We start from the raw sequence: 23105 nt of genomic DNA on the forward strand, positions 1-23105 counted from the left end.
GATTTTGTGGTATAAAAAAACCGGACTCAAGGTCCGGGTTCTTATTTTTTGCTTTTATACAAAGGGATGAAATAACTTAAGGTATAATTCCAGCCCACGCCAAATTTCCCGTCATATGTCCTGTTGAAACCCGGAATATATAAATTGTCAAAATTGTCCGGTTTTGTATTGGTAACCAGGTAATTCAACCGGGCACTGAAGCCTCCGTAAAGATTATTGAAAAGTTTTACTTTCATTCCGGCAACCACTTCGATCCATTGCGCAGATAACCCGCTGTACTTTGTACCGGCCGTAATTGCCGGTGCTTCGGGGAAATAAGTTGAGGTATCGTATATTTTGTAACTATTCAGTTCCTGGCTGAAAGAACTCACGCCGTAACGCAGCCCTACATGGATCATATTTTCCATATCGAGCCAGTTTTCATAAGAATTATGATCGAACCCGACTTTGAAGTACGTCCCTTTGGTGGTAAAATTAAGCCTGGCATCGTCTGTGGTTTTATTTTCATTCCCAAGTTCCCCGGCAATGTATATTTTTTTGGTCAGACGGTAATCGCCCACCAGTTCCAGGCCTTTATAATCCTTGTCGTAGAGCGTCCTGGCTATCTTTGATAAATCGGCACCCAAACGCAAACCGTAACGCTGTGTTTTGGGAACAATCGTGTCGGTTTTTTTATTTTGGGCGAAAGCACCTGCCGCCAAAGACAAAAGCAGGATACTAAAAGAAAATCTTAACATGGACTTCATCTTCGTTAGCAATGTTATAATGTTGAATGGTAATTTCCTTAATCCAATTGTTAGGATCAGCAGTCAGGTTGATTCCGTTAGGGTTTGCAAGTGTGAAAAGCGTTTTGTAACCGCAGGCGCGGGAAATAAAAACATTATCCCGAGTATAATTGATCTCGAGTTTGTCTTCATTCCTGAGTGATACAATCGGGTTTTCAGCATCCAGGATGAAACTGTATTTGGTAACATCATCGGTTATTTTTAGCGGTACTTCAATCTTGCTGACACCATCAAAAAGGATGCCTTCGGTCAAACCTTCGCCAACTATTGCCAAATCATTTACCGTTTTCTTTACCGTAGCATTGTTGTTGTCATAAAACTCCACGATCATTTTAGGCGTCGTAGGAGTAACCGGGTCACAGATATCGTCTTTTTCGCAGTTCCATAAAATGAAAGCGAGGGCAAAAAAAACAGAAAACAATACTAATTTTTTCATAATTTGATGTTGCTGCCGGATGAAAAAGCACTTCTGGTGCATGTTTACGGCAAAATTATTCCTTATCGTTTTTCCAAAAGTACAACATTTTCCACATGATGCGTTTGCGGGAACATATCCACAGGGCGCACACGGGTAACTTTGTACATTTCATCCATCAAAGCCAAATCGCGGGCCTGCGTTGCCGAATTACAACTTACATATACTACTTTTTCAGGAGCAATGTTCAAAATCTGCTTCACCACATCAGCGTGCATCCCATCTCGCGGCGGATCCGTTATAATAACATCCGGATGGCCGTGCGCCTTGATAAAAGCATCATTGAACACATTTTTCATGTCTCCTACGAAGAATTCACAATTCGTGATATTATTGCGTTTTGCATTTTCTTTGGCATCGGCGATAGCTTCCGGAACGGCTTCCACACCAATCACTTTTTTGGCCTGTTTGGAAACGAATTGTGCAATGGTCCCAGTTCCGGTGTATAAATCGTATACCAGCTCATTCCCGGTCAATCCTGCAAATTCGCGCGTTATTTTGTACAATTCGTAGGCTTGCGCCGAATTGGTCTGGTAGAATGATTTCGCATTGATGCTGAAATGAAGGCCTTCCATCTCTTCCAGGATATAATCACGGCCTTTGAAAAGCTTCACGTCCTGATCGTAAATCGTATCGTTCGGTTTTCCGTTGATGACATATTGCAATGAAGTAATTTGCGGGAATTTCTCCGCCAAATGGTTTAAGATCAGCTCACGCTGTGCCGTATTTTCTTCAAAAAACTGGATCAGCACCATTATCTCCCCGGTTGAAGCCGTACGGATCATCAAAGTACGCAACAAACCTTCATGGTTCCTTGGGTTGAAAAAAGGCAAGTCATTTTCGATGGCAAAACGCCTGATTTCATTACGGATCGCATTGGAAGGGTCTTCCTGAAGGTGGCATTTGGTAATGTCCAGGATCTTGTCCCACATTTTTGGGATATGGAAGCCCAGTGCGTTTTTATCGTTTAGCTGTTCTTCGCTTTTGATTTCGGCTTCCGTCATCCAACGGGCGTTGGAGAAACCGAATTCCATTTTATTACGGTAGAAAAACTGTTTTTCGGACCCCAAAATGGGTTCAAAATCAGGCATTTCTATTTTGCCGATACGTTTTAGGTTATTATAAACTTCATTGTTTTTGTAAAACAACTGCTGCTCATACTTCATGTTTTGCCATTTACAGCCGCCACATACGCCGAAATGCTCGCAAACCGGCTGCGTCCTGTGTTCGGAATACTCATGGAATTTGATGGCTTTCCCTTCATAAAATGCTTTCCGCTTTTTGAAAGTCTGCACATCAACCACGTCGCCCGGAACGACATTTGAAATGAAAATTACTTTTCCGTCAGGAGCTTTCGCAACTGAAACGCCTTTTGCACCCGCATCAAGGACTTTTACCGTATCAAAAACGATTTTGTCTGTATTTTTTCTTCCCATGGGGCAAAAATAAGGATTGTTGGCAGTATTTAATGCATTATTTTATTTTTTCTGTTTTGTAGGATGTCCCGGCGGTTTGTAACCAAAAGAATTATGGCGTTTTTCCAAAAATGGTATATTTGGAGCCATTAATAAGGATGAAATAAAAATTACGATATGAAAACACATTTAGCTCTTCTTCGCGGCATCAACGTTTCAGGCCACAATATGATTAAAATGGAAGCTCTGAAAAGCACTTTGGAAAATATCGGTTTCCAGAACGTGGAGACTTATATCCAATCCGGAAATGTATTTGTGGATTCCGAAGAGGAAAACGGGCCGAGTGTTGGTTTTGCCATCAAACAGGAAATTTTCAAGGTTTTCGGACATGAAGTCCCGGTGATTGTTATTGGGAAAGAAGATTTGGAAGCCTGCCTGAAAAATTGTTCCTACTTGAAAGAAGCCGAAGCCGACACCAAAAAAATATACACCGCTTTTATTTCCAAAGAACTCGATCATAATGCGATCAATGACTTGAAAATAAGCCAGTTCAAACCCGATGAAGCCAGTGTTGACAAAAGCAGGATTTACATCAAATATGCAGTGGGAGCAGGTAAGACAAGGCTTGACCAGAAATACATCGAGAAAAAATTGAATGTGACGGCAACCATCAGGAACTGGAATACCGTTACAAAATTGCTTGCCATGTTTGAGGAAAGAGGAGTTTAACACCCGGTTATTCCTAACTGGCCCAAACTCCTCGATTTAGTATTACTGATTATACCCTTTTTGCGGGTTGTTTAATGTTTTGAGAAAAGCAACCAGATTACTGATTTCTGTTTTGGATAGTTGTAATTTATCACCCGGAAGGGTTTGGTTGTCAACAGTTATGCCAATGCCTGCACCTCCGCCAAGATTATAAAAATTAATGACTTCTTCCAGCGTTTTATAGACTCCATTGTGCATATAAGGAAACGTAATGGCACTGTTGCGGACTGTCGGTGTCTTGAACGCGTGTTTTTTAAGCGGTGACCTGGTAATTTCGTATTCGCCCAAATCGTTGTCAATAACTGCATTTTGTGTGACATTTTGAGAAGGAACGCCTAAAACCTCGCTTTCGGTGTCATTGTAAAAAGGAGGGACGCTTCCGTTAAATAAAGGGAAGAAATGACAGGTGGCGCATTTGGCTTTGCCCATAAATACATTAAAACCATCCTTTTCATTTTGTGTAAGCTGCGCTTTACCGCGAAGGTACTGGTCAAATTTAGATTTCAATCCTGACAGGGAACGGATATAGCTGGCTATGGATTGCAAAAGGCTTTTTTCGGTGATGTTGGCTTCTTTCGGGAACACATTGCGGAAAGCTGCCTGATAAGCACTGTTTTTAGCCACTTTTTCCAAGGCATTGGCAAAACTGCCGTGCATTTCGTCTTTGTTGTTGATGACCATTTTTGCCTGGTCTTCCAGGTACATGACCCGGCCGTCCAGGAATTGTACGTTCTGATACGCAGAATTGAGTAATGTAGGAGTGTTTCTCGATTTTTGACTGGCCATGACCGCTTTGGTTTTATGATCTGCGTAGGCTTGGTCCGGAATGTGGCAGGTGGCGCAGGATACCGTGTGGTCACCGCTCAGGATGGGATCGAAAAACAGTTTTTCACCCAAAGCAATTTGTGCCCCGGTGGGTTTCTGGTTGTAATTTGGTGCGAAATAATCAGGATTGAAAGCGCCTTCTTCAAAAACAGTCTGTTTCTCAAAATCGATGGCATTCGTATAGCGGTTGTTCTTGATTTTTAATTTTTGCTGGATTTTATTCAAGGCTTTTGAAAACGGAATACAATATCCAACAATGAAATCAGCGCGGTTGAACGTATTGAAATCCGGGTTATTGTCAAGGTAATCAAGTGTTTTTTTGGTAAGCGCGGCCCATTCTTTATCTTCGGAAAAAAGGGCAATCACATTGGAAATGCTTTCGATGGATGCTTTGGCTTCGGGAAGCGAATACAGCGCCACCGGCGAATCAAACCCTGAAATACCCAAACTCATCATTCGGACCATTTGGAGTTTTTGTGCTTCGAAAATATTGCTGTCGGAAAGCTGGATATTTTCAATATTGGCCTTGAGCGACTGGCAGAAACCGTTCAGGATGCCTATTTGCTTTTTGAGTTCGGCCGAATCGGTTTCTTCCGCAAACAGGAGTTCTTCCACTTTTTGGAAACCCGTGGCATATTCTACCTTTCGGTTGGTTTCTTCAATATCATTTTTATCAATAGGAGCGCCATTGATGTTTTTGGCCGTTTCAGGAAAATAAAAAGTAACGAAACTTTCTATTTTTTTATAACGGATACGGGCCTTTTTAAACGCATCCTGAACAGTTTTGATATCAGGCGAATGCTGGGCCAGGCTGTCGAGTGTTTTGGAACTTTGGGCAAATTGAGCATAATCCTGAACCAGGGCAAGTTTGGTTTTTCCTGCAGTATCCAGGTTTTTGTATTCCTTGTGGCAAGAGGATACTAGTGCAAGCAAGAGTAAAGCAATAATTTTTCTCATAGCAAAATATAAAATTAGGAATGCGAAAAACTCACATTCCTAATTAGTTGAATTTAAGAATTTTGTTGGAATTATCTTGGTAAGCCTTTGATTAGTATCACCTGGCTTCCCTGGTTTTCGTTAGGACGTACCGTACCGCCGTCAACGCCTTTGAAAGCATCGGTTTTCCAGGAATGCGACTGGATAGACAGCATGAAAGTGTCCGGAATGCCGATGGTCTCGGAAACATCGATCAAAGCGCCATATTCCCAGGAACCGAATACAGAACCGGAGCTTAAATATTTGTTTCCTGGCTCGCTGCGCCTGTGGTCTAATTCAAATACTACTTTTAGTTCTTTGGTAGCGATATTGTATTGGTAGATGTAAGCATCGTGGGTTTCGTCTCCATATCCGTTGGAATCTTCCTGAAGGTATACATAATTTTTGGTCACGCAGATGTTATCCACGTTTTGGAATTGTTTGGCTTTCCCGGTTCTGTTGTCACCATCCAAAACCAATGTCAGTTGCCCGCTTAACGGATTGTTCGCATCAAGTTCCAATTTGTAAACACGGCCGTATTTTGATCTTGAATTATCGGCATTAGGCCCTGAATTGTCCTGACCGGTAACGTTAAAATAGACTTCTCTTTCTTTGCCGCTTTCTTTTCTGTAATCGATATCTTCCACACGTCCGAAAACAATAGCGTTTGCTGCCTGGGCCGCTTGGTTGTTCTGCATTCCCGTATTTGTTTTCGCATCTGTGATTTCTACGAACTGCACCGGATAAGTGGTGTTTTCCGTCATGGTCCTTTCGTTGCTTACGCCATCAGTTCTTTTGATTGCGTATACTTTTCCGTTGTTTAGGTCACCAAGTGTGCTTTTATACAATACTAATTGTCCTCCGTAGGTTCCGGAATCGTCATCACCTAATAGCACAACTGTTTGCCCTGGGAAAGCTTGTTTTGGCAATGGTACGGCATTTTCCGCGCTCCATCTTCCAAAACCTGTAATTGGCCTTGGCGTGCTGTTGTTGGCTTTTGTATCGTAAGGTGTAAGGCCCATTACCTGAGATTCGCTGCTGCTTTCCCCGGCTGTTAGGAAAATTGGCCCAAACCCGTGGATTTCAGGAGTTACTAGTGTAGCAGAACACAACCTGTTCCCGGATCCGTTCGAATTCAAAATATATTCCCCGGCTACCGGTTTGAAGTTTTTATTGAATTTGATTTTGGAAACCGCAAAATTATCTTCATTATTTACCAAGAATGTAAAAGTACCGTCGTTGTTCCTGAATAATCCCGATCCATCAGCAGAACCTCCAAAAACATACCCAGGGCTTTCTGTAAAAGTGTCCTCACTTGAAAACAAGGCAAAAGTCTGAAGAGAAGTAAAACCGGTCATAGGCTTGATAAAGGCCGGTGTCACGGAATAGTTTTTCAATTCGACAGGGTTGCCTTCCTCATTATTGGAAGCGTTGTCATCGGAATTGCAGGAAATCATGGCAGAAATCATGGCAATGCTTAAAATGCTGTTTGTAATTTTCATTGTATTGTTTGTTTGATTAAATAAGGGCAAACTTAAAGACTTCATGTTATCCTAAAAGAGCGGAAATATTTTATAATTGTTATGATTAATTATAAGAAAAGGTGTATAAGTTAAACCAATGTTAGAAAAATGTTATTTGGGTTTTTGCCTCTGCGGCCGCTTTATAAAGAGAGAAACTAATTCCGGTAATATTTCCCGTTTACACATAGAATCATTATCTTGCGCATCATTACGATAGATTTTGTTTAAATTTAAAATGCTCAAGAATGTCAGTATTAGAAAAAATGAGTTCAGCTGAAGCGATTGCTTTGGAAAATAAGTATGGAGCGCATAATTACCACCCGCTACCTGTGGTTTTGAGCAGGGGTGAAGGGGTATATGTATGGGATGTGGAAGGAAAAAAATATTATGATTTCCTGTCGGCTTATTCGGCAGTGAACCAAGGACATTGCCATCCGAAGATTGTTGGGGCAATGATGGAACAGGCTCAGACATTAACACTTACTTCCCGCGCTTTTTACAATGATAAATTAGGAGTATACGAGGAATTTGTAACCAAATATTTCGGTTTCGATAAGGTTTTGCCTATGAATACCGGCGCCGAAGCTGTGGAAACCGCCCTGAAACTATGCAGGAAATGGGCTTATGAGAAAAAAGGAATCGATGAAAACCAGGCACAGATTATTGTGTGTGACGGAAATTTCCATGGAAGGACAACCACGATCATCTCTTTTTCAAACGATGAGAACGCCCGTAAAAATTTTGGCCCTTATACGGCAGGTTTTATCAAAATCGCCTATGATGATATTGAGGCTCTTGAAAAAGCGATTACTTCTTCCAAAAATATAGCTGGTTTCCTTGTGGAGCCTATTCAGGGAGAAGCCGGTGTATATGTGCCATCCGAAGGTTATCTGGCAAAAGCCAAAGCGCTTTGCGAGGCAAACAACGTGTTGTTTATTGCTGACGAAGTGCAAACAGGGATTGCCCGTACCGGAAAATTACTGGCCGTACAGCATGAAAATGTACAGCCGGATATTTTAATCCTTGGGAAAGCATTATCTGGAGGAGCTTATCCTGTTTCGGCAGTTTTGGCAAACGATGCCATTATGAATGTGATAAAGCCCGGCCAACACGGATCTACCTTTGGTGGAAACCCGATTGCAGCAGCTGTTGCCATTGCCGCCCTGGAAGTGGTTGCAGATGAAAAACTGGCGGAAAACGCAGAAAAACTGGGAATCCTTTTCCGTTCGGAATTGGATAAATACATCCAGACTTCAACGATCGCTACTTTGGTCCGCGGTAAAGGTTTGTTAAATGCAATAGTAATCAACGATACGGAAGAAAGCGATACCGCCTGGAATATTTGTATGTCATTGCGTGACAACGGATTGCTGGCAAAACCGACACATGGCAATATCATTCGTTTTGCACCGCCTTTGGTCATGAACGAAGAACAATTGCTGGACTGTGTCTCGATCATTATCAAGACTTTGAAAGCCTTTGAAAAATAAGAAAATAAAAAATCCGTCTCGTTAAACAAGACGGATTTTTTTATGACGGCAGGGAGTTATTGTCCCATCAATTCCCTCATTCTCTGTTCCATCAAAGCAGGATCTTGTAAAGCATCCATACCTACGGCGGCAATGATGAAAAGCATGAAGATCAAGTAAATGGCGCCTAAAACAATCCCGATAATACACAGGATTTTACCGGTTTTTATATTGTTGTAATTGCTGTACCAGTTTGGGTTTTCATTATAAAGCTGCGTGTCTTTTTTGGCCAGGTAAAGCCCGACAACGCCCAGGAGAACGCTTATGATCCCGTAACAACAGCAGGAAAGGATTGATACGATTCCCATGACGAGCACAACTGTCGCATTAGGCAGTTTTTGGGATTGGTTCTCAAAAGTTGAAAAATTGTTTTGATCCATGAAAATTTGTGTTTGGTTAAATGTGAGTTTGTTTATAAATATAGGAAATAATCATGATAACAGCATTTACGATAGCCAGCGATACCATGATTTTATGGTAATTCCTGGATTTGTCGACAAAATGGAGGCCGGTAACGGCAAAGAAAGCGATCAGAGTGTAAATAGCCGGAAACATATGGAAAGCCGCCGCAAATTCCCCTTTCAGGACCAGGAGTAACGCTCTTTGCGTGCCACAGCCCAAACAATCAATACCAAAAAGCTGTTTGTTGAGGCAGGGAATCATATAGTCTTCGATCTTCATATAGCAATTTTACAAAAAATAATGTTTTTTTCAAATGAAAACAATTCAAAGTTTCTATTTTTGGTACAAATCTATAAAACAATGAAAGTTAAAAACAGGTATATCATCGCTATGATTGTTATAGCGGTAGTATTGCTTTGGGAACAGACAAAACCGGCTCCTAATATCTGGATCCGTGTTATCGGTGTCATTTTGTTTTTTTATGGAATGATGCGCTTAAGTGCCAAAACACCAAGTAAAAACGAGGAAAACGAAGAATGATGTTTGTAAAAGGAGATAAGGTTTCTGTGCTCGATGATGCCATAAACGGAATAGTGTCCAAAGTTAATGGAAAGACAGTCACGGTGGAAACCGAAGATGGCTTCGAATTGGATTTCAATGCTTCGGAATTGATCCTGACCGAATCGTCGAAGGATTTTTTGAACGATATTGCCAAAACGAATTTTTCGGGCGTGGCCAAAGAAAAAGAAATCCCGAAACCAAGAAGTTTCGTAAAGGAAAAGAAATCCAGGAAAGAGGAATTTGTCCTGGAAATAGACCTGCATATCGAAAAACTCGTGCCCAACAAAAGAGGGATGAGCAATTACGACATCCTGAACATCCAGACCGAAACGGTAAAGCGCCAAATGGATTTTGCCCAGAAAAACAGGATTCCAAAAGTGGTTTTCATCCACGGAGTGGGAGAAGGCGTACTCAAAGCAGAACTGGATTTCCTGTTAGGCCGTTACGAAAATATAACCTTCCAGGATGCGAATTACCAAAAGTACGGATTGGGCGCCACAGAAGTCTATTTCATCCAGAAAAAGAACAACTGATTCCTATAAATGAGTATAATATATACCGAAAGTATAAGATCCTTCCGGAGCCGGGCTGTATCTGTAAATGCCTTTCCTGAAAGTGGTTTTATACAGTTTTATGGTGTGTTTGAATACATTCGGGTCTATTGTCGTTTCCGTGTCAACCGTTATGATTCCGCTGGTTGCGGCGATTCCGTCTTCAGCGATCCATTCTTCGGTTAAGGTAGGTGTTGCCGGTGTTATGGCAGCACAGAAATAGTTCGCATTCAGTGCTCCGGTATATACCCTGTACACCACTTTATTGGTCGTAGTGTTGATTAAAGCTGTCCTTGGGGAACCAACCGGTGTTGCTGCATTTGCAAATAAACTTTGATCCACTTCGAGTAGTAAGGCATTATTGTTATTGTATTTGAAAATAAGAGTATTACCGGTACAATTTTGAGTAGTCGCCGAATCATAATCAAAGTTCAGGTTCACGACATCCGTCCTGTAATTCCCGAATTCATAAGAATCATACACCACCTGTTTGTCAGGAGTATTGAAAGTAACGTTTTTAAATACGATATTGTGGTTGTAGGCGATAACGGTAGTCCCGTCTGTACCGAAAACCTGCGTAGTCGTGATTTCAACTGTCCCTCCGATAGCTTCCCATTCTTCCAGGACGGTTAAAGTTGGTGTTCCGCAGATAGTGGCAGTCGTGGCTGTTCCGCTGTATTTCCTGTATTTGATGGAAGTTGTACCTGTAATTGTGATGACCCTTGGCATATTGGCAGGGGTTACTGTGTTCTCGAAATTAGTGTCGGGAGTAGTAAGGACCAGGGCTTCCTGGGCATTTATTTTGTATAAAACATTGGAATCGGTACATTTTTGGATAGTAACATTTTCAAAGTTGAATGTTTCTACAATGACATCACCATTATCACAGCCGGTTACTGCTAAAACGCTTATCAATAGTACCAGGAAATATTTCATATCAATCAAATTTTAAACAAAAATACTATTTTTAAATTCTAATAAAAGTTTTGCCGGCCAATTTAATGAAATTTAAACGCCCTTACCCTGATTTTTCTTCAATGGCCCGCCTGGATGTTTTTTTGAAAAAAAATATGTAAGTTTGGGCAACTAAACTAAACCAAACATTCTAAATTTATGATTTCCGAAACCAACAAAACCAATTACCCTGCACTTTACACCCTGATTACGGTGTTCTTTTTTTGGGGATTTATTGCCGCAGGGAACAGTATTTTTATTCCTTTCTGCAAAAGTTATTTTTCGTTAGACCAATTCCAGTCCCAGCTGGTGGATTTTGCTTTTTATACGGCCTATTACATCGGTGCGCTTTTGCTTTTTGCCCTTAGTGACTTGAGCGGGAAAGATATTGTTGGAAAATGGGGATACAAGAAAAGCATTGTCTACGGGCTGTTGTTTTCAGCCTTGGGAGCGGGAGCCATGATTATTGCCGTAGAGGCGAACCTATATGCAGGAATGTTGGTCGGTTTGTTTATCGTAGCCTTGGGTTTTTCCTTGCAACAGACGGCTGCAAACCCTTTTGCCATTTTATTAGGAAACCCAAAAACTGGGGCCAGCCGTGTGAACCTTGGCGGAGGGATCAACTCCTTCGGGACTACTATTGGGCCGATTATTGTAGCATTGGCTTTATTTGGCGCAGCTACTTCCGTATCGGAAGAACAGATAAAAAGCCTGGAATTGAGTAAAGTCGTGATACTGTATACCGGCGTTGGTTTGCTCTTTATCGCTTCAGCCGCATTGTTTTATTTCTCTAAAAAAGTACCCGCAGGAATCGCTATCGAGCCTATGGAAAAAGCCAATAAGGCCCTGATGACACTGGTTGCGATGACCGTTCTTTTAGGAGCGTGCTTTGTTCCGATTTTCAAATCATACCAAATAGATGTCACTATTTTAAACGAGCAAGCTCTGGCAGATCTGGAATCCTACAGGATCCGTTTTTTGGTTTTGGCTTTATTTGTGGTTTTGGGAGGGATATTTTTCTCCTATGTATCCGCGCAAAAAAAATCTGAAGGTTGGGGTGCCATGCAATACCCACAGCTGGTTTTGGGGATGCTGGCCATTTTTACCTACGTTGGTGTAGAAGTTGCTATAGGAAGCAATTTAGGGGAGTTGTTGAAATTACCGGAATTCGGCAGTTTGGCTTCGTCCGATATCGCGCCTTATATTTCGATGTATTGGGGAAGTTTGATGATTGGCCGCTGGGCCGGTGCCATAAGTGCTTTTAACTTAAGCGGTGCTAAAAAAACAATAGCCTTGATTATCGTCCCATTAATCGCTTTCGGCGTTATCCTGAGCGTTAATATTATTTCAGGGAAAGATATGAAACCGTTGTATTACTACGTGGTTTGTGTATTGGCTCAAATAGGTGCCTTCTTTTTAAGTAAAGACAAGCCGGCCAGGACATTGATGATTTTCGGAAGCTTCGGGATTATAGCCATGCTAATTGGTTTGTCTTCCAGCGGGACAGTTGGGATATATGCTTTCTTGGCGGGAGGTTTGGCCTGTAGTATCATGTGGCCTGCCATTTTCAGTTTGTCCATTATCGGATTGGGGAAATATACGTCACAAGGCTCTGCGTTTCTGATCATGATGATTTTAGGAGGTGGGATCATACCGCCAATCCAGGGCAAATTATCAGATATCATCGGAATCCATCAATCGTATATTGTCGCTGTGGTTTGCTTTGGTTACCTGACTTTGTTTGCCGTATTGGTCAAAGGAATCCTGAAAAAACAAAACATTGATGTGGATGTCATAGAAACAGAAGGAAGCCATTAAGAAAAATCTTAAATATATATTAATGAAAGAATTCGGAGAAAGGTAATTTAGTACTTTTACTCCGAATTTTTTTTACCCTCACCCTATGAAATTCAACTGCATCAAAAATGTGTTTTTCTGCCTGGTTTTCAGCCTTTCTTTAGCACAATCCCAAAAGGAAATGTACAATTTGAGTATCCGGGCATATCAGGATAAAGACTTCGGGAAATTTTTAAAACTGACTCAAAAGCTTGACAGTATTCGGCCTTCGCATCCTACCTATACTTATAATTTAGCGTGTGCGTATGCCTTGAATGAAAAGCCAAACGAAGCCCTATCTGTTTTGAAGCAATGCGTTTTAATGAACCACGCCCTTAATTTTGAAGCCGAAAACGATCTCTCTTCCCTAAAAAAAACAGACGGCTATGCTGAAATTGTTGCATTGAAATCGGCACTCGAAATACCGGTTGCCACTTCTGAAAAGCAAGTGGTTTTATCAGAAAAAGAATTGCATCCGGAAGGTTTGTTGTATTTGAAAAATTCAAAGACATGGCTCGTTACCAGTATCCGGAACAGGAAAATCGTTTCATTTGACATACACACCGGAGCGTGCCAAGATTGGTTTGCAAGCCCGGACCTGCTTTCGGTTTTTGCCGTAAAAGCCGATAAAAAAGAGAAATTTTTATGGGCCTGTACTTCGGCTATGCCGGAAATGAAAGGGTATAACAAAGGGTTTGAAGGAAAATCCGAAATCATAAAGATTGACATCAAAACCAAAAAAATAGTAAAACGTTTCCCATTGCAAGGCAATCATGTGTTGGGGGATTTAGTGGTGGCAAAGAATGGGGATGTTTATATTTCAGATAGTGGAGAAGCCATTATTTTTAAAATTTCGGGCGATACAATCTCTATGTGGCTCGATTTGAAAAAAGAAGCGTTTAACCTTCAGGGATTAACTTTTAACGAAGGAGAATCACAGCTGTTCATTGCCGATTACATGAAAGGGATTTTAAGTATTCGGATGTCAAACCCGGAAGGAAGGAACTGGTTGCAATTCCCCGAATCCAACACTGTCAAAGGCATCGATGGATTGCTTTGGTATAAAAACAGTTTAATTGCCATCCATAACGGAGTGAAACCCATCAGGATTATGCGGTATTCGCTCCGGGACAATGAGATTATAGCTTCGGTAGCTTTGGACCATAACCGCCCGGAATTTGATGAACCGGCTTTGGGGACCCTTTCAAACGGAAAGCTTTATTTTTTCGCGAATGCGCCATGGAAAGCCTATAACAAGGATTTTGACCTCGATCTGACCCAATTTTCAAACCCAGTCTTATACACCAACACCTTAACGGAATAACATTTTATGCAAATCAATAAATATTACATATCTGCCTTTTCTTCTTTTTTTATTTGGGGGTTTTTCAGCCTGGCGCTAAAGCCATTGCATGAGTATCCTTCTTTAGACATTCTTTTTTACCGCGTTTTTTACGGGACGGTTTTATTGCTGGCGATCAATTTGTTTTTCAGGAAAGAAAAGCTTAAAAGTGACTTGAGGGTTTTTAATGATTTGGAAAAGAAGGTAAAATTCAAGACTTTTTTCTTAACTGTACTTGGTGGTTTCTTGTTGATATTCAATTGGTTCCTTTTTATTTATGCGGTGAACCATGTGAGTTTGAAATCGGCTTCGTTTGCCTACCTGATTTGTCCCATCCTGACCACCATCCTTGCTTTTTTTATTTTGAAAGAAAAGCTAAGCCAATGGCAATGGTTTTCGGTAGTTTTGTGCCTGATCAGTTGCGGGATCCTGTCTTATGGCGATTTGACAGGGCTTTTTTATAGCCTGGTCATTGCATTTACCTTTGCCCTGTATTTAGTGAGCCAGAGGAAAAACAACCAGTTTGACCGTTTTGTTGTGCTTACCGTTCAATTGGTGATTGCCTCGCTTGTTATTTTGCCTTTCTTCCCTTTTTACAGAGGAGAAACCCCGGCAGAGCCTTTGTTTTATATTTTATTGATCGTGATTGTGGTGCTATTTACCATTATTCCGCTATTCTTGAACTTATATGCTTTAAAAGGCATGAATTCTTCTGCTGTTGGGATTCTGATGTATACCAATCCGTTGATTAACTTCCTGTTGGCGATTTTTTATTTCCACGAAGAAATCAACCAGGCACAAATTATCTCCTATTCTTTGATTCTTATTTCCGTGATTGTTTTTAATGAAAAGCACTTCTTTAAGAGTAAAAAAATTAAGTAAGAATTTTCTCTTCTTAATTAAAAAACTAAATTTACGTCTTATTCAAGAAAAAAAATACAAATGAGAAAACAACTTATACTATTATCGCTTCTAATTGGAGTGCAAGTAGTAGCTCAAAAAAAACAAGCGGTCATTGCTGAAAAACCAATTTTCATTTCTTCTATTGAAGGCATGAAGGAATATAGTTTGAAAAATGGCATGAAAGTACTTTTGATACCAGACGCCAGCCAAAGCAATATGGTGGTAAATATCATCTATAACGTGGGTTCGCGCCACGAAGGCTATGGTGAGAAAGGAATGGCACACTTGCTGGAGCACATGCTGTTTAAAAGCACAAAAAAATTAGGCGACATCAAAAAAATGTTGTCTTCAAAAGGAGGAAATGCGAATGGTACCACTTGGTTGGATAGGACAAATTACTATGAGATTTTCCCTTCTTCGGATGAAAACCTCAAATGGAGTTTAGAAATGGAGGCCGACAGGATGATCAACGCAACTATTTTACAAGAAGATCTGGATAAGGAATTTTCAGTGGTTAGGAACGAGTTTGAAATAGGAGAAAACAATCCGCAATCGGTTTTATTGGAACGATTGGTTTCTACAGCATTTTTATGGCACAATTACGGAAACAGTACCATTGGTTCCAAAGAAGATATCGAAAGGGTTAAAGCCAAAACATTGCGTGTTTTTTATGAAAAATACTACCAGCCGGACAATGCGACATTACTCATTGGCGGGAAGTTCGATACGGAGAAAGCCCTGGAATATATTGGAAAATATTTTGCCGGAATTAAAAAACCAGCCCGTGTATTGGAAAAAACCTATACCGTGGAACCAGCTCAGGACGGAGAACGTTTCGTAGAATTGAAACGAAGTGGCGATGTGCAAACCATAGGCGCCATTTACCATACTATCCCATATGCCCATAAGGATTTTGCGGCCATCGATGCGCTTACGGAAATCTTAACTTCCGATCCGTCCGGTTACCTTTACAAGGCTTTGGTAGAAACACAAAAAGCCTCAAGCCTATACGCTTACCAACCCAACGTAAGAGATGCTAGCTACTTGTCGTTTACTGTAAATGTTCCCAAGGATAAAAGCCTGGATGAGGCCAAAAAAATATTTTTATCAGAGTTGGATAATATTAAAAATAAAACTTTTACACAAACAGATGTTGACAGGGCCAAGTCCAAACTCTTGAAATATATTGACAATACTAAGAACAATACGATCAACCTGACAATTTCACTTACTGAAATTATCGGTGCCGGCGATTACCGCTTATGGTTTCTTTATAGGGATGCTGTCGAAAAGCTTACTTTAGAAGATATAAATCAAGTTGCCAAAAAATATTTCCTTACCAACAACCGTACTTATGGCGTTTTTATACCTACAAAAGAAGAAGAAAGGGTAAAACCGGTTGAAGTGTCAGATGACAATATAGCCGCTTTAACGCAGTCTTATAAGGGAAAAGCAACAGTAGAGGATACCGAAACTTTTGAAAGCTCTATTACAAATATTAAAAATAATCTAATCGAATATAAATTATCAAGCGGTTTGAAGTATGCGGTGTTAAAAAAACCGGTCAAAGGCAAGAAAGTAATGGCTGATTTCAAGTTTCCGGTAGGGAATGCTACCGATTTAAAAAACAAATCTGAGGTAGGGTATATTGTCGCAGGTATGCTTAAAGCCGGTACTACCACTAAATCTAAAGAACAAATCCAGGATGCTTTAGACAAAATGAAGTCGGACATCTCTTTCTTTTTTTACGGACAGACCTTATCGGTTCGCCTTACTACTTACGAAGAATTTGCGGTACCTACTTTTGATTTGCTCCAGGATTTATTGACCAATTCGGTTTTCCCGGAATCAGAAATGATAAAGTTGATTACTGAGGAAAAAACAAACATCGAGGCTAATAAAAATGACCCTCAAAGTGTTGCTTTCGATGAAATTGACAGAAGATCGAATAAATATGCAAATGACCATATTTTTTATAGTGCGTCTCCGGAGGAAAAAATTGCTTCTCTAAACAAAATTAAAAGAGAACAATTAGTTGATTTTTACAAAACGATTTTAGGGGCTAACAATGGAATCGGAACCCTTATCGGAAACCTGGATGGTTCGGAAGCGACCAATCTTGTGGCCAAGACATTTGGAAGCTGGAATTCAAAATCCGTGTATGAAAAAGTACAGCCGGTTTATTTTGAAACCTCAAAATCGAATGATAAAATCAATACCCCAGACAAGGAGAATGCTGCTGTTGCGGGAAAAATCAGCTTTACTATGAATGTTAAGAACGCAGATTACCCGGCAATGGTCATGGCCAATGAAATGCTTGGAAGCGGTGGTTTTTTAACATCCAGGATCCCAATCCGTTTGCGTGAAAAAGAAGGGATTTCCTATGGAGCAGGATCTTATCTCAACATTCCTACAGATAACGAGGTTGCCTCTTTAGGATTCTATGCATTCTTTAATCCGACCAAAGTTGGAAAGGTAGAAGATGCCCTGGCGGATGAAATCAAAAAAGTAGTTACTACAAACGGTTTCACTGCTGAGGAGTTGAAAACGGCGATTGTGAGCTGGAAAAATGAAAGAAAAACAAGCCTTGGCCTTGACAGTTACCTATTGTACCTAATCAATACCAAACTTAATTACGGCACTCCATTAGAAGACTTTGAAACGTTAGAAGCAAAAGTGGACCAATTGACTGCGGATCAAATAAACAATGTCATTAAAAAATATGTGTCATTAGATAAGGTAATTTTTATCTATGCTGGGGATTTTGCCAAAAAATAGTGCTACCCCTTTGTAATACTGAAAAAATGCGTTGGTTTTCCGACGCATTTTTTTTGGATTTTGTATTTCTGCCAGACACAACATGACTTTTAAAAATGACACCTTGTCATAAAAATAAAGCCAAAAAAATAAAAAACTGACAATTTATAGCTGTCAGCAGTATTGGCACAATGATTGACTTATCGACTACGAGTTATTAAAATGATTATACTAAAACTAAATATAATAAAAAAATGGGTAAAATAATCGGAATTGACTTAGGTACGACGAACTCTTGTGTTTCTGTAATGGAAGGAAACGAAGCGGTAGTAATCCCTAATTCAGAAGGAAAAAGAACAACACCATCTATCATTGCATTTGTGGAAGGTGGCGAAATCAAAGTGGGTGACCCTGCCAAAAGACAGGCAGTAACTAACCCTACGAAAACGATTGCTTCTATCAAACGTTTTATGGGACATACTTTTTCTGAAACTACTGGTGAAGCAAAAAGAGTACCATATTCTGTGGTAAAAGGAGACAACAACACACCACGTGTGGATATTGACGGCCGTTTATACACGGCACAGGAATTGTCAGCAATGACACTTCAAAAAATGAAAAAAACAGCTGAAGACTATTTAGGTCAGACAGTTACGGAAGCGGTTATCACTGTTCCTGCATACTTTAACGATGCACAGCGCCAGGCTACGAAAGAAGCTGGTGAAATTGCAGGACTTAAAGTAATGCGTATCATCAACGAGCCTACTGCTGCTGCGTTAGCGTATGGTTTGGATAAAAAAGGTACAGACCAAAAAATCGCGGTATACGATTTAGGTGGTGGTACTTTCGATATCTCTATCCTTGAATTAGGAGACGGCGTATTCGAAGTATTGTCTACAAACGGTGATACTCACTTGGGTGGAGATGATTTTGACCAAACGATCATTGACTGGTTGGCAGATGAATTCAAAGCAGAAGAAGGAATCGACCTTCGTTTGGATCCGATGTCATTGCAAAGAATCAAGGAAGCGGCTGAAAAAGCAAAAATCGAGTTGTCTTCTTCAGCAGAGACTGAAATCAACTTGCCTTACGTAACGGCTACGGCTTCAGGACCAAAACACTTAGTTAAAAAATTATCAAGAGCTAAATTCGAGCAATTGTCTGATGCATTGGTAAAACGTTCTATGGAACCAGTTGCCAAAGCGTTGAAAGATGCAGGTTTATCTACTTCAGATATTGACGAAGTAATCCTTGTAGGGGGTTCTACACGTATGCCAAGAATTGCTGACGAAGTAGAGAAATTCTTCGGTAAAAAAGCATCAAAAGGAGTTAATCCTGATGAGGTTGTGGCTATTGGAGCTGCTATCCAGGGTGGTGTATTGTCTGGAGATGTAAAAGATGTATTGTTACTTGACGTTACGCCTTTATCTTTAGGTATCGAAACTATGGGTGGTGTTATGACAACTCTTATCGAATCAAATACTACGATCCCAACTAAAAAATCTCAAGTATTCTCTACTGCTGCAGATTCTCAGCCAAGTGTTGAAATCCATGTATTGCAAGGAGCTAGAGCGATGGCTGCTGACAATAAAACAATCGGGCGTTTCCACTTAGACGGTATTCCGCCGGCACCAAGAGGAGTTCCGCAAATCGAGGTGACTTTTGATATCGATGCCAATGGTATCATCAAGGTTTCCGCTACTGATAAAGGAACTGGAAAATCGCATGACATCCGTATCGAAGCTTCTTCTGGATTGACAGCTGAAGAAATCGAAAAAATGAAAAAAGACGCTGAAGCAAATGCTGATGCTGATAAAGTTGCCAGAGAGCGCATCGAAAAACTGAACGAAGCTGACGGAATGATCTTCCAGACAGAAAGCCAATTGAAAGAGTTAGGTGATAAATTATCTGACGAGCACAAAACAGCTATCGAATATGCTTTGACAGAATTAAGAATGGCACACCAATCTCAGGATTTGACTGCAATTCAAACAGGATTGGATAACATCAATGCAGCATGGAAAACAGCTACTGAAGCCATGTATGCACAAGGAGAGCAAGGTCAGGCTGCACAACCGCAACAAGGTGATGCTACTGATAACACTCAGGATGTAGAATTCGAAGAAGTGAAATAATCTTTCCCTATAAGAATGGAAAACCACGCTAAACAGCGTGGTTTTTTTATGTAGTATTGTGAAATGCTTTAGCAATCGCCCAAACGTGTCCAACCACGTCCGAAACGTCAGGTACCACGTCCTATAACGCCAGTCATGGCATTATAAGTTTAAATTATCGTACGGCGATCACAGAAATTTCGATATTGACATTTTTAGGTAAAGTAGCTACCTGGACCGTTTCTCGGGCCGGAGCGCTTTCTTCTGTAAAATATTTTCCGTACACGGCATTGATGCGGGCAAAATCACCCATGTTCATAATGAAGATGGTCGCTTTTACTACGTTATCGAAAGTCATGCCGGCTGCATCCAATAATGCTTTGAGGTTTTGCATTACCTGTTCGGTTTCCACTTCGATGGAATCTAAAATTAATTCCCCGGTTACCGGATCGGAAGCAATCTGTCCTGATGTGTATAACGTCGTGTCATTGATCAGGATTGCCTGGCTGTATGGCCCGATAGGAGCAGGGGCCTTGTCGGTAAAAATGATTTTCTTACTCATGATATTTTGTATTACTATGGATTGTTATTTTCGGATACTTAAAGCCTTCTGTCCGGAACATTTCTCTTATCCCACTTGATATCGCTCAATACCGACGAACTGATTCCGATGAAGAAATACCAGGAGGCGCGGTCACCATAAGGGTTCCAGTTGAAATCCATGCGCCAGCTCAATAAATCCCTTTCAAATCGAAGTTGGGTATAAGTTACCCCGTTTTGCACAAAATCATATCCGGAAGAAATCCCGGCTTTCCATTTTGGGGTAATGTCAATATCTCCGGAGAACATCAAAGAACTTTGCGAGATCTTATTCTGCCTGTTGTCATTGGTGTAGGACAGGGAATATGCCAGGCGAAGGTCCCAAGGGATTTTGGCATTGAAGAATCCTGAAAAAGGCTCATCTTCTTTGTCTTTGTCAAATTGGCTTTCGCGGCGGTCACTAAAGTCAGTGGTAGTCCCGAAAAGGTTATCTTCACGGCCTCCGTTCCTCAGTCCCTGATTGTTAAAGGAATCCTGTTTTTTGGTATCTTCCCTTTTACTGGTCAGTGCGTAGTTGACTGTCAAGCTTGCCCTGGTCATCCTGAATAGGCTTCCCCCGTTGTCAATATTGAACTTGTTGACAGTTTTCCCTTTGCTGTCAATAGCATAAGGGTCTAATGTTGCATTGAAGTTAATGTTCATCTTGTCCTTCAATATATTGGTTCCACCACTGATATCCAACGGAGCCCATGCCGGTTGGTCCTTTTCCGCTGATAAATTATAACGGGTGCTGAAATTCAAGCTGTTGAGCAGTTTTATTTTTTTGAGATCGGTTTTTGTAGAGTCCCGGTCTTTTACTTTTGCTTCCAGGGTGTTGCCTAACGTGAAACCCATGATGTTGGAATATGTCAGTCCCGGAGCCCCGAAAATGCCATTTTCAAAACGGGTATAACTTCTGATGGTTCCATTGGCATCGGCCACATAATCATCATAATATCTTTTGAAGCTTGGCGTGTATGTATACCCGATCCTTGGGGTCATCACATGTCGTATGGCTTGAATCCTGCTGTCTTTTTTGAAGTTGAAAGTACCATAAATCGTAGTTCCTATCCCGGAATTGAAATCATAAGTCCTGAAAGCGGAAAATCCGTTTTTATCAATGCTTTCCACAGTATTGGTAGTGGTGTTGTATTTTTTCTCGATGGTTTTCAGGTACCAGGTTTCCTGATAGTTGGTGCCGGCGGTAACACTGAAATGCTTGAAAATCTTAAAATTGGTATTGATCGGGATCGAATGCTGCAAACCGTTTTTGGCATCCCGGAACATCTGTGGCTTGAAAAATAAAGAATCGACAGTGTTAATCCTGTTTTCACCTCTTAAATTATACTGGAAGTTGATGTTTTTGATAATCCCTTTTTTGGAACCGTCTTTGGGTGCAAACGGGAAAATCTGGGCCACGCTCGCCTGCAATGTTGGCAAAGTCATGTTGATTTCTCCGGTATTGGTATTTTGCTGGTGCGATGCCGTAAGGGACATATTGACCTGTGGCACGGTATTGAAGGTTTTGGCGTACGATATCGAGGATTGAAGCGTGTTATTTAAAAAATTGGCGCTGTTCAATTGGTTTAACGAATTCTGGTAATATTTCTGGCTTCCCAAATTGACCGATGCTGAAAACCTGGAGCTTGGAGTAGCTTTGATATCAGGCGAATGCGTCCATTGAATGTTGTAAATACTGCTTTTGCGGTAATCGGGCAAACCGCGCTCGTTTTCAATCAGGTTTTCATACCTGAAATTAAAACTTCCCCTGAATTTATAAATCTTGGCATAATTGGTTTCGGCCCTTAACGCATAACTTCCGTTGGTGTAATAATCGCCGAGCAGTGCCAGGTCATAATGCTTGTTTAACGCAAAATAATAGCCTCCGTTCTGTAAAAAATAACCCCGCGCATTCGTATCGCCAAAGGTAGGGATAATAATACCGGAGGTGCTTTCTTCCGTCATGGGGAAAAAGGCAAATGGGACTCCTATAGGTGTAGGGACATCGGCAATGACCATATTGGTTAAGCCTGCCACTACTTTTTTGCCGGGAACCAGCTTGATTTTGCGGGCCAGGAAATAATACTCCGGGTTTTCAATATTTTTGGAAGTGGTAAAACGGGCATTTTTAATAAAATACACTGAATCGTTTTCACGTTTGGTGATTTCCCCTTTTAGTTTCATTTCGCCCTGGTCGGTACGGGAATTCCATATCAGGGCTTTTTTGGTTTTAAAATTGAAACGGATGGAATCCGGCTCCACGGTATTCGAACCTTGCTTGAAAACCGGGTATTGTGTGTAAACACCCGCCGAATCCTTCAGCCTTCCGGCGTAGACTTCGTCTTTTTCATAATCGATCACAATAATTCCGGCCTTGAGCTCAATATCCTTATAATAAACCTCGGCCTCGTTATTAAGTGTGATTTGTTTTTTCTTTTGGTTTATCGTAGCGTATTCCTTCGATTTATATTTTATATTGGCATCCAGCAATTGCTTCTTTTTTGCAACGGTGTCTTTTTTTACGGTATCGTTCGCTTTTGCTATGTTTTTGAGACCTATATTTACGCTATCTTGCTGTTTTTTAACGGCTAAAGGGGTCCTTTTTTTAGGCAGCTCTTGTGAATATGAAGAAATGCATCCAAAAGTTAATAAAAAAGGTAAAAAAACGATATGAAATAAGTTTGTACGCAACGCTATAAATACTATTTTTGTAAAATTATGGCTTAATTTTTGAAGTGACAAACTTACATCTATTTTTAGAAAAAAAATTACGCATTTAGTAAAATTATAACCTTTTAGGTCACTATAAAA

19 protein-coding genes are annotated in these 23105 nt (G+C 40.7%); 9 read left to right on the forward strand and 10 right to left on the reverse strand.

The window, feature by feature from the left end; translation table 11 throughout:
- Positions 1-41: 41 nt before the first annotated feature.
- The 3 genes from E4635_RS00360 to rlmD form a co-directional block, all read right to left on the reverse strand.
- Positions 42-737: a DUF6048 family protein gene (locus E4635_RS00360; RefSeq protein WP_246020617.1), complete on the reverse strand. Its 696-nt coding sequence runs from the start codon at positions 735-737 to the stop codon at positions 42-44.
- Complete coding sequence (locus tag E4635_RS00365; RefSeq protein WP_135524630.1) at positions 718-1221, reverse strand: DUF6452 family protein; 504 nt, start codon at positions 1219-1221, stop codon at positions 718-720. The genes E4635_RS00360 and E4635_RS00365 overlap by 20 nt, the downstream gene beginning before the upstream one ends.
- A 62-nt stretch (positions 1222-1283) precedes the next feature.
- Entirely contained in the window at positions 1284-2696 is a 1413-nt protein-coding gene (gene rlmD, locus E4635_RS00370; protein WP_135524631.1) for a 23S rRNA (uracil(1939)-C(5))-methyltransferase RlmD, read from the reverse strand.
- A 156-nt stretch (positions 2697-2852) separates the two neighbouring features.
- Between rlmD and E4635_RS00375 the strand changes: the two genes are divergently transcribed.
- On the forward strand, positions 2853-3404 hold the full coding sequence (locus E4635_RS00375) for a DUF1697 domain-containing protein (RefSeq protein ID WP_135524632.1): 552 nt from the start codon (positions 2853-2855) through the stop codon (positions 3402-3404).
- 42 nt (positions 3405-3446) lie between these two features.
- Here the strand turns inward: E4635_RS00375 and E4635_RS00380 are convergent, their stop codons facing one another.
- Both E4635_RS00380 and E4635_RS00385 read right to left on the reverse strand, forming a co-directional pair.
- Positions 3447-5225, reverse strand: a complete 1779-nt coding sequence (locus tag E4635_RS00380; RefSeq protein WP_135524633.1) for a cytochrome c peroxidase — start codon at positions 5223-5225, stop codon at positions 3447-3449.
- Between the two features lie 71 nt (positions 5226-5296).
- Entirely contained in the window at positions 5297-6745 is a 1449-nt protein-coding gene (locus tag E4635_RS00385) for an alkaline phosphatase PhoX (protein WP_135524634.1), read from the reverse strand.
- Positions 6746-7011: 266 nt separating this feature from the next.
- Here E4635_RS00385 and rocD point away from each other — a divergent pair, with 266 nt between their 5' ends.
- On the forward strand, positions 7012-8256 hold the full coding sequence (rocD, locus tag E4635_RS00390) for an ornithine--oxo-acid transaminase (protein ID WP_135524635.1): 1245 nt from the start codon (positions 7012-7014) through the stop codon (positions 8254-8256).
- 56 nt (positions 8257-8312) lie between these two features.
- Here rocD and E4635_RS00395 read toward each other — a convergent pair whose 3' ends face one another.
- Entirely contained in the window at positions 8313-8675 is a 363-nt protein-coding gene (locus tag E4635_RS00395) for a CCC motif membrane protein (RefSeq protein ID WP_135524636.1), read from the reverse strand.
- 16 nt (positions 8676-8691) lie between these two features.
- Positions 8692-8976, reverse strand: coding sequence for a DUF2752 domain-containing protein (locus E4635_RS00400; RefSeq protein WP_135524637.1), 285 nt, complete (start codon positions 8974-8976; stop codon positions 8692-8694).
- An 81-nt stretch (positions 8977-9057) separates the two neighbouring features.
- On the opposite strand from E4635_RS00400, the gene E4635_RS00405 reads away from it, so the two are divergent.
- Both E4635_RS00405 and E4635_RS00410 read left to right on the forward strand, forming a co-directional pair.
- Complete coding sequence (locus E4635_RS00405) at positions 9058-9237, forward strand: hypothetical protein (protein WP_135524638.1); 180 nt, start codon at positions 9058-9060, stop codon at positions 9235-9237.
- Entirely contained in the window at positions 9237-9791 is a 555-nt protein-coding gene (locus E4635_RS00410) for a Smr/MutS family protein (protein WP_135525112.1), read from the forward strand. Before E4635_RS00405 ends, E4635_RS00410 begins: the two co-directional genes overlap by 1 nt.
- A 3-nt stretch (positions 9792-9794) precedes the next feature.
- Here E4635_RS00410 and E4635_RS00415 read toward each other — a convergent pair whose 3' ends face one another.
- Positions 9795-10745 (reverse strand): hypothetical protein, encoded by a 951-nt coding sequence (locus tag E4635_RS00415; RefSeq protein ID WP_135524639.1) that lies wholly within the window; start codon positions 10743-10745, stop codon positions 9795-9797.
- 177 nt (positions 10746-10922) lie between these two features.
- Between E4635_RS00415 and E4635_RS00420 the strand changes: the two genes are divergently transcribed.
- From E4635_RS00420 to dnaK, 5 genes are all read left to right on the forward strand, one after another.
- A complete protein-coding gene (locus E4635_RS00420; protein WP_135524640.1) occupies positions 10923-12581 on the forward strand; it encodes an MFS transporter in 1659 nt (552 codons plus the stop codon).
- A gap of 85 nt (positions 12582-12666) precedes the next feature.
- Entirely contained in the window at positions 12667-13923 is a 1257-nt protein-coding gene (locus tag E4635_RS00425; protein ID WP_135524641.1) for an NHL repeat-containing protein, read from the forward strand.
- Positions 13924-13929: 6 nt separating this feature from the next.
- A complete protein-coding gene (locus E4635_RS00430) occupies positions 13930-14823 on the forward strand; it encodes an EamA family transporter (protein WP_135524642.1) in 894 nt (297 codons plus the stop codon).
- A gap of 60 nt (positions 14824-14883) precedes the next feature.
- On the forward strand, positions 14884-17622 hold the full coding sequence (locus E4635_RS00435) for a M16 family metallopeptidase (protein WP_135524643.1): 2739 nt from the start codon (positions 14884-14886) through the stop codon (positions 17620-17622).
- A 233-nt stretch (positions 17623-17855) separates the two neighbouring features.
- A complete protein-coding gene (gene dnaK / locus E4635_RS00440; RefSeq protein WP_135524644.1) occupies positions 17856-19736 on the forward strand; it encodes a molecular chaperone DnaK in 1881 nt (626 codons plus the stop codon).
- Positions 19737-19890: 154 nt separating this feature from the next.
- Here the strand turns inward: dnaK and E4635_RS00445 are convergent, their stop codons facing one another.
- Entirely contained in the window at positions 19891-20277 is a 387-nt protein-coding gene (locus E4635_RS00445; RefSeq protein WP_135524645.1) for a RidA family protein, read from the reverse strand.
- Positions 20278-20315: 38 nt separating this feature from the next.
- Positions 20316-23036: a putative LPS assembly protein LptD gene (locus E4635_RS00450; protein WP_135524646.1), complete on the reverse strand. Its 2721-nt coding sequence runs from the start codon at positions 23034-23036 to the stop codon at positions 20316-20318.
- Between the last annotated feature and the right edge of the window lie 69 nt (positions 23037-23105).

The sequence above is a fragment of the Flavobacterium humi genome (genome assembly GCF_004745595.1).
Classification (GTDB): Bacteria; Bacteroidota; Bacteroidia; order Flavobacteriales; family Flavobacteriaceae; genus Flavobacterium; species Flavobacterium humi.

What these genes read in the sequence shown, in the direction of transcription:
- E4635_RS00360 (WP_246020617.1), bottom strand. Translation starts at nt 737, where the DNA reads ATGTTAAGATTTTCTTTTAGTATCCTGCTTTTGTCTTTGGCGGCAGGT.
- E4635_RS00365 (WP_135524630.1), bottom strand. Translation starts at nt 1,221, where the DNA reads ATGAAAAAATTAGTATTGTTTTCTGTTTTTTTTGCCCTCGCTTTCATT.
- rlmD (WP_135524631.1), bottom strand. Translation starts at nt 2,696, where the DNA reads ATGGGAAGAAAAAATACAGACAAAATCGTTTTTGATACGGTAAAAGTC.
- E4635_RS00375 (WP_135524632.1), top strand. Translation starts at nt 2,853, where the DNA reads ATGAAAACACATTTAGCTCTTCTTCGCGGCATCAACGTTTCAGGCCAC.
- E4635_RS00380 (WP_135524633.1), bottom strand. Translation starts at nt 5,225, where the DNA reads ATGAGAAAAATTATTGCTTTACTCTTGCTTGCACTAGTATCCTCTTGC.
- E4635_RS00385 (WP_135524634.1), bottom strand. Translation starts at nt 6,745, where the DNA reads ATGAAAATTACAAACAGCATTTTAAGCATTGCCATGATTTCTGCCATG.
- rocD (WP_135524635.1), top strand. Translation starts at nt 7,012, where the DNA reads ATGTCAGTATTAGAAAAAATGAGTTCAGCTGAAGCGATTGCTTTGGAA.
- E4635_RS00395 (WP_135524636.1), bottom strand. Translation starts at nt 8,675, where the DNA reads ATGGATCAAAACAATTTTTCAACTTTTGAGAACCAATCCCAAAAACTG.
- E4635_RS00400 (WP_135524637.1), bottom strand. Translation starts at nt 8,976, where the DNA reads ATGAAGATCGAAGACTATATGATTCCCTGCCTCAACAAACAGCTTTTT.
- E4635_RS00405 (WP_135524638.1), top strand. Translation starts at nt 9,058, where the DNA reads ATGAAAGTTAAAAACAGGTATATCATCGCTATGATTGTTATAGCGGTA.
- E4635_RS00410 (WP_135525112.1), top strand. Translation starts at nt 9,237, where the DNA reads ATGTTTGTAAAAGGAGATAAGGTTTCTGTGCTCGATGATGCCATAAAC.
- E4635_RS00415 (WP_135524639.1), bottom strand. Translation starts at nt 10,745, where the DNA reads ATGAAATATTTCCTGGTACTATTGATAAGCGTTTTAGCAGTAACCGGC.
- E4635_RS00420 (WP_135524640.1), top strand. Translation starts at nt 10,923, where the DNA reads ATGATTTCCGAAACCAACAAAACCAATTACCCTGCACTTTACACCCTG.
- E4635_RS00425 (WP_135524641.1), top strand. Translation starts at nt 12,667, where the DNA reads ATGAAATTCAACTGCATCAAAAATGTGTTTTTCTGCCTGGTTTTCAGC.
- E4635_RS00430 (WP_135524642.1), top strand. Translation starts at nt 13,930, where the DNA reads ATGCAAATCAATAAATATTACATATCTGCCTTTTCTTCTTTTTTTATT.
- E4635_RS00435 (WP_135524643.1), top strand. Translation starts at nt 14,884, where the DNA reads ATGAGAAAACAACTTATACTATTATCGCTTCTAATTGGAGTGCAAGTA.
- dnaK (WP_135524644.1), top strand. Translation starts at nt 17,856, where the DNA reads ATGGGTAAAATAATCGGAATTGACTTAGGTACGACGAACTCTTGTGTT.
- E4635_RS00445 (WP_135524645.1), bottom strand. Translation starts at nt 20,277, where the DNA reads ATGAGTAAGAAAATCATTTTTACCGACAAGGCCCCTGCTCCTATCGGG.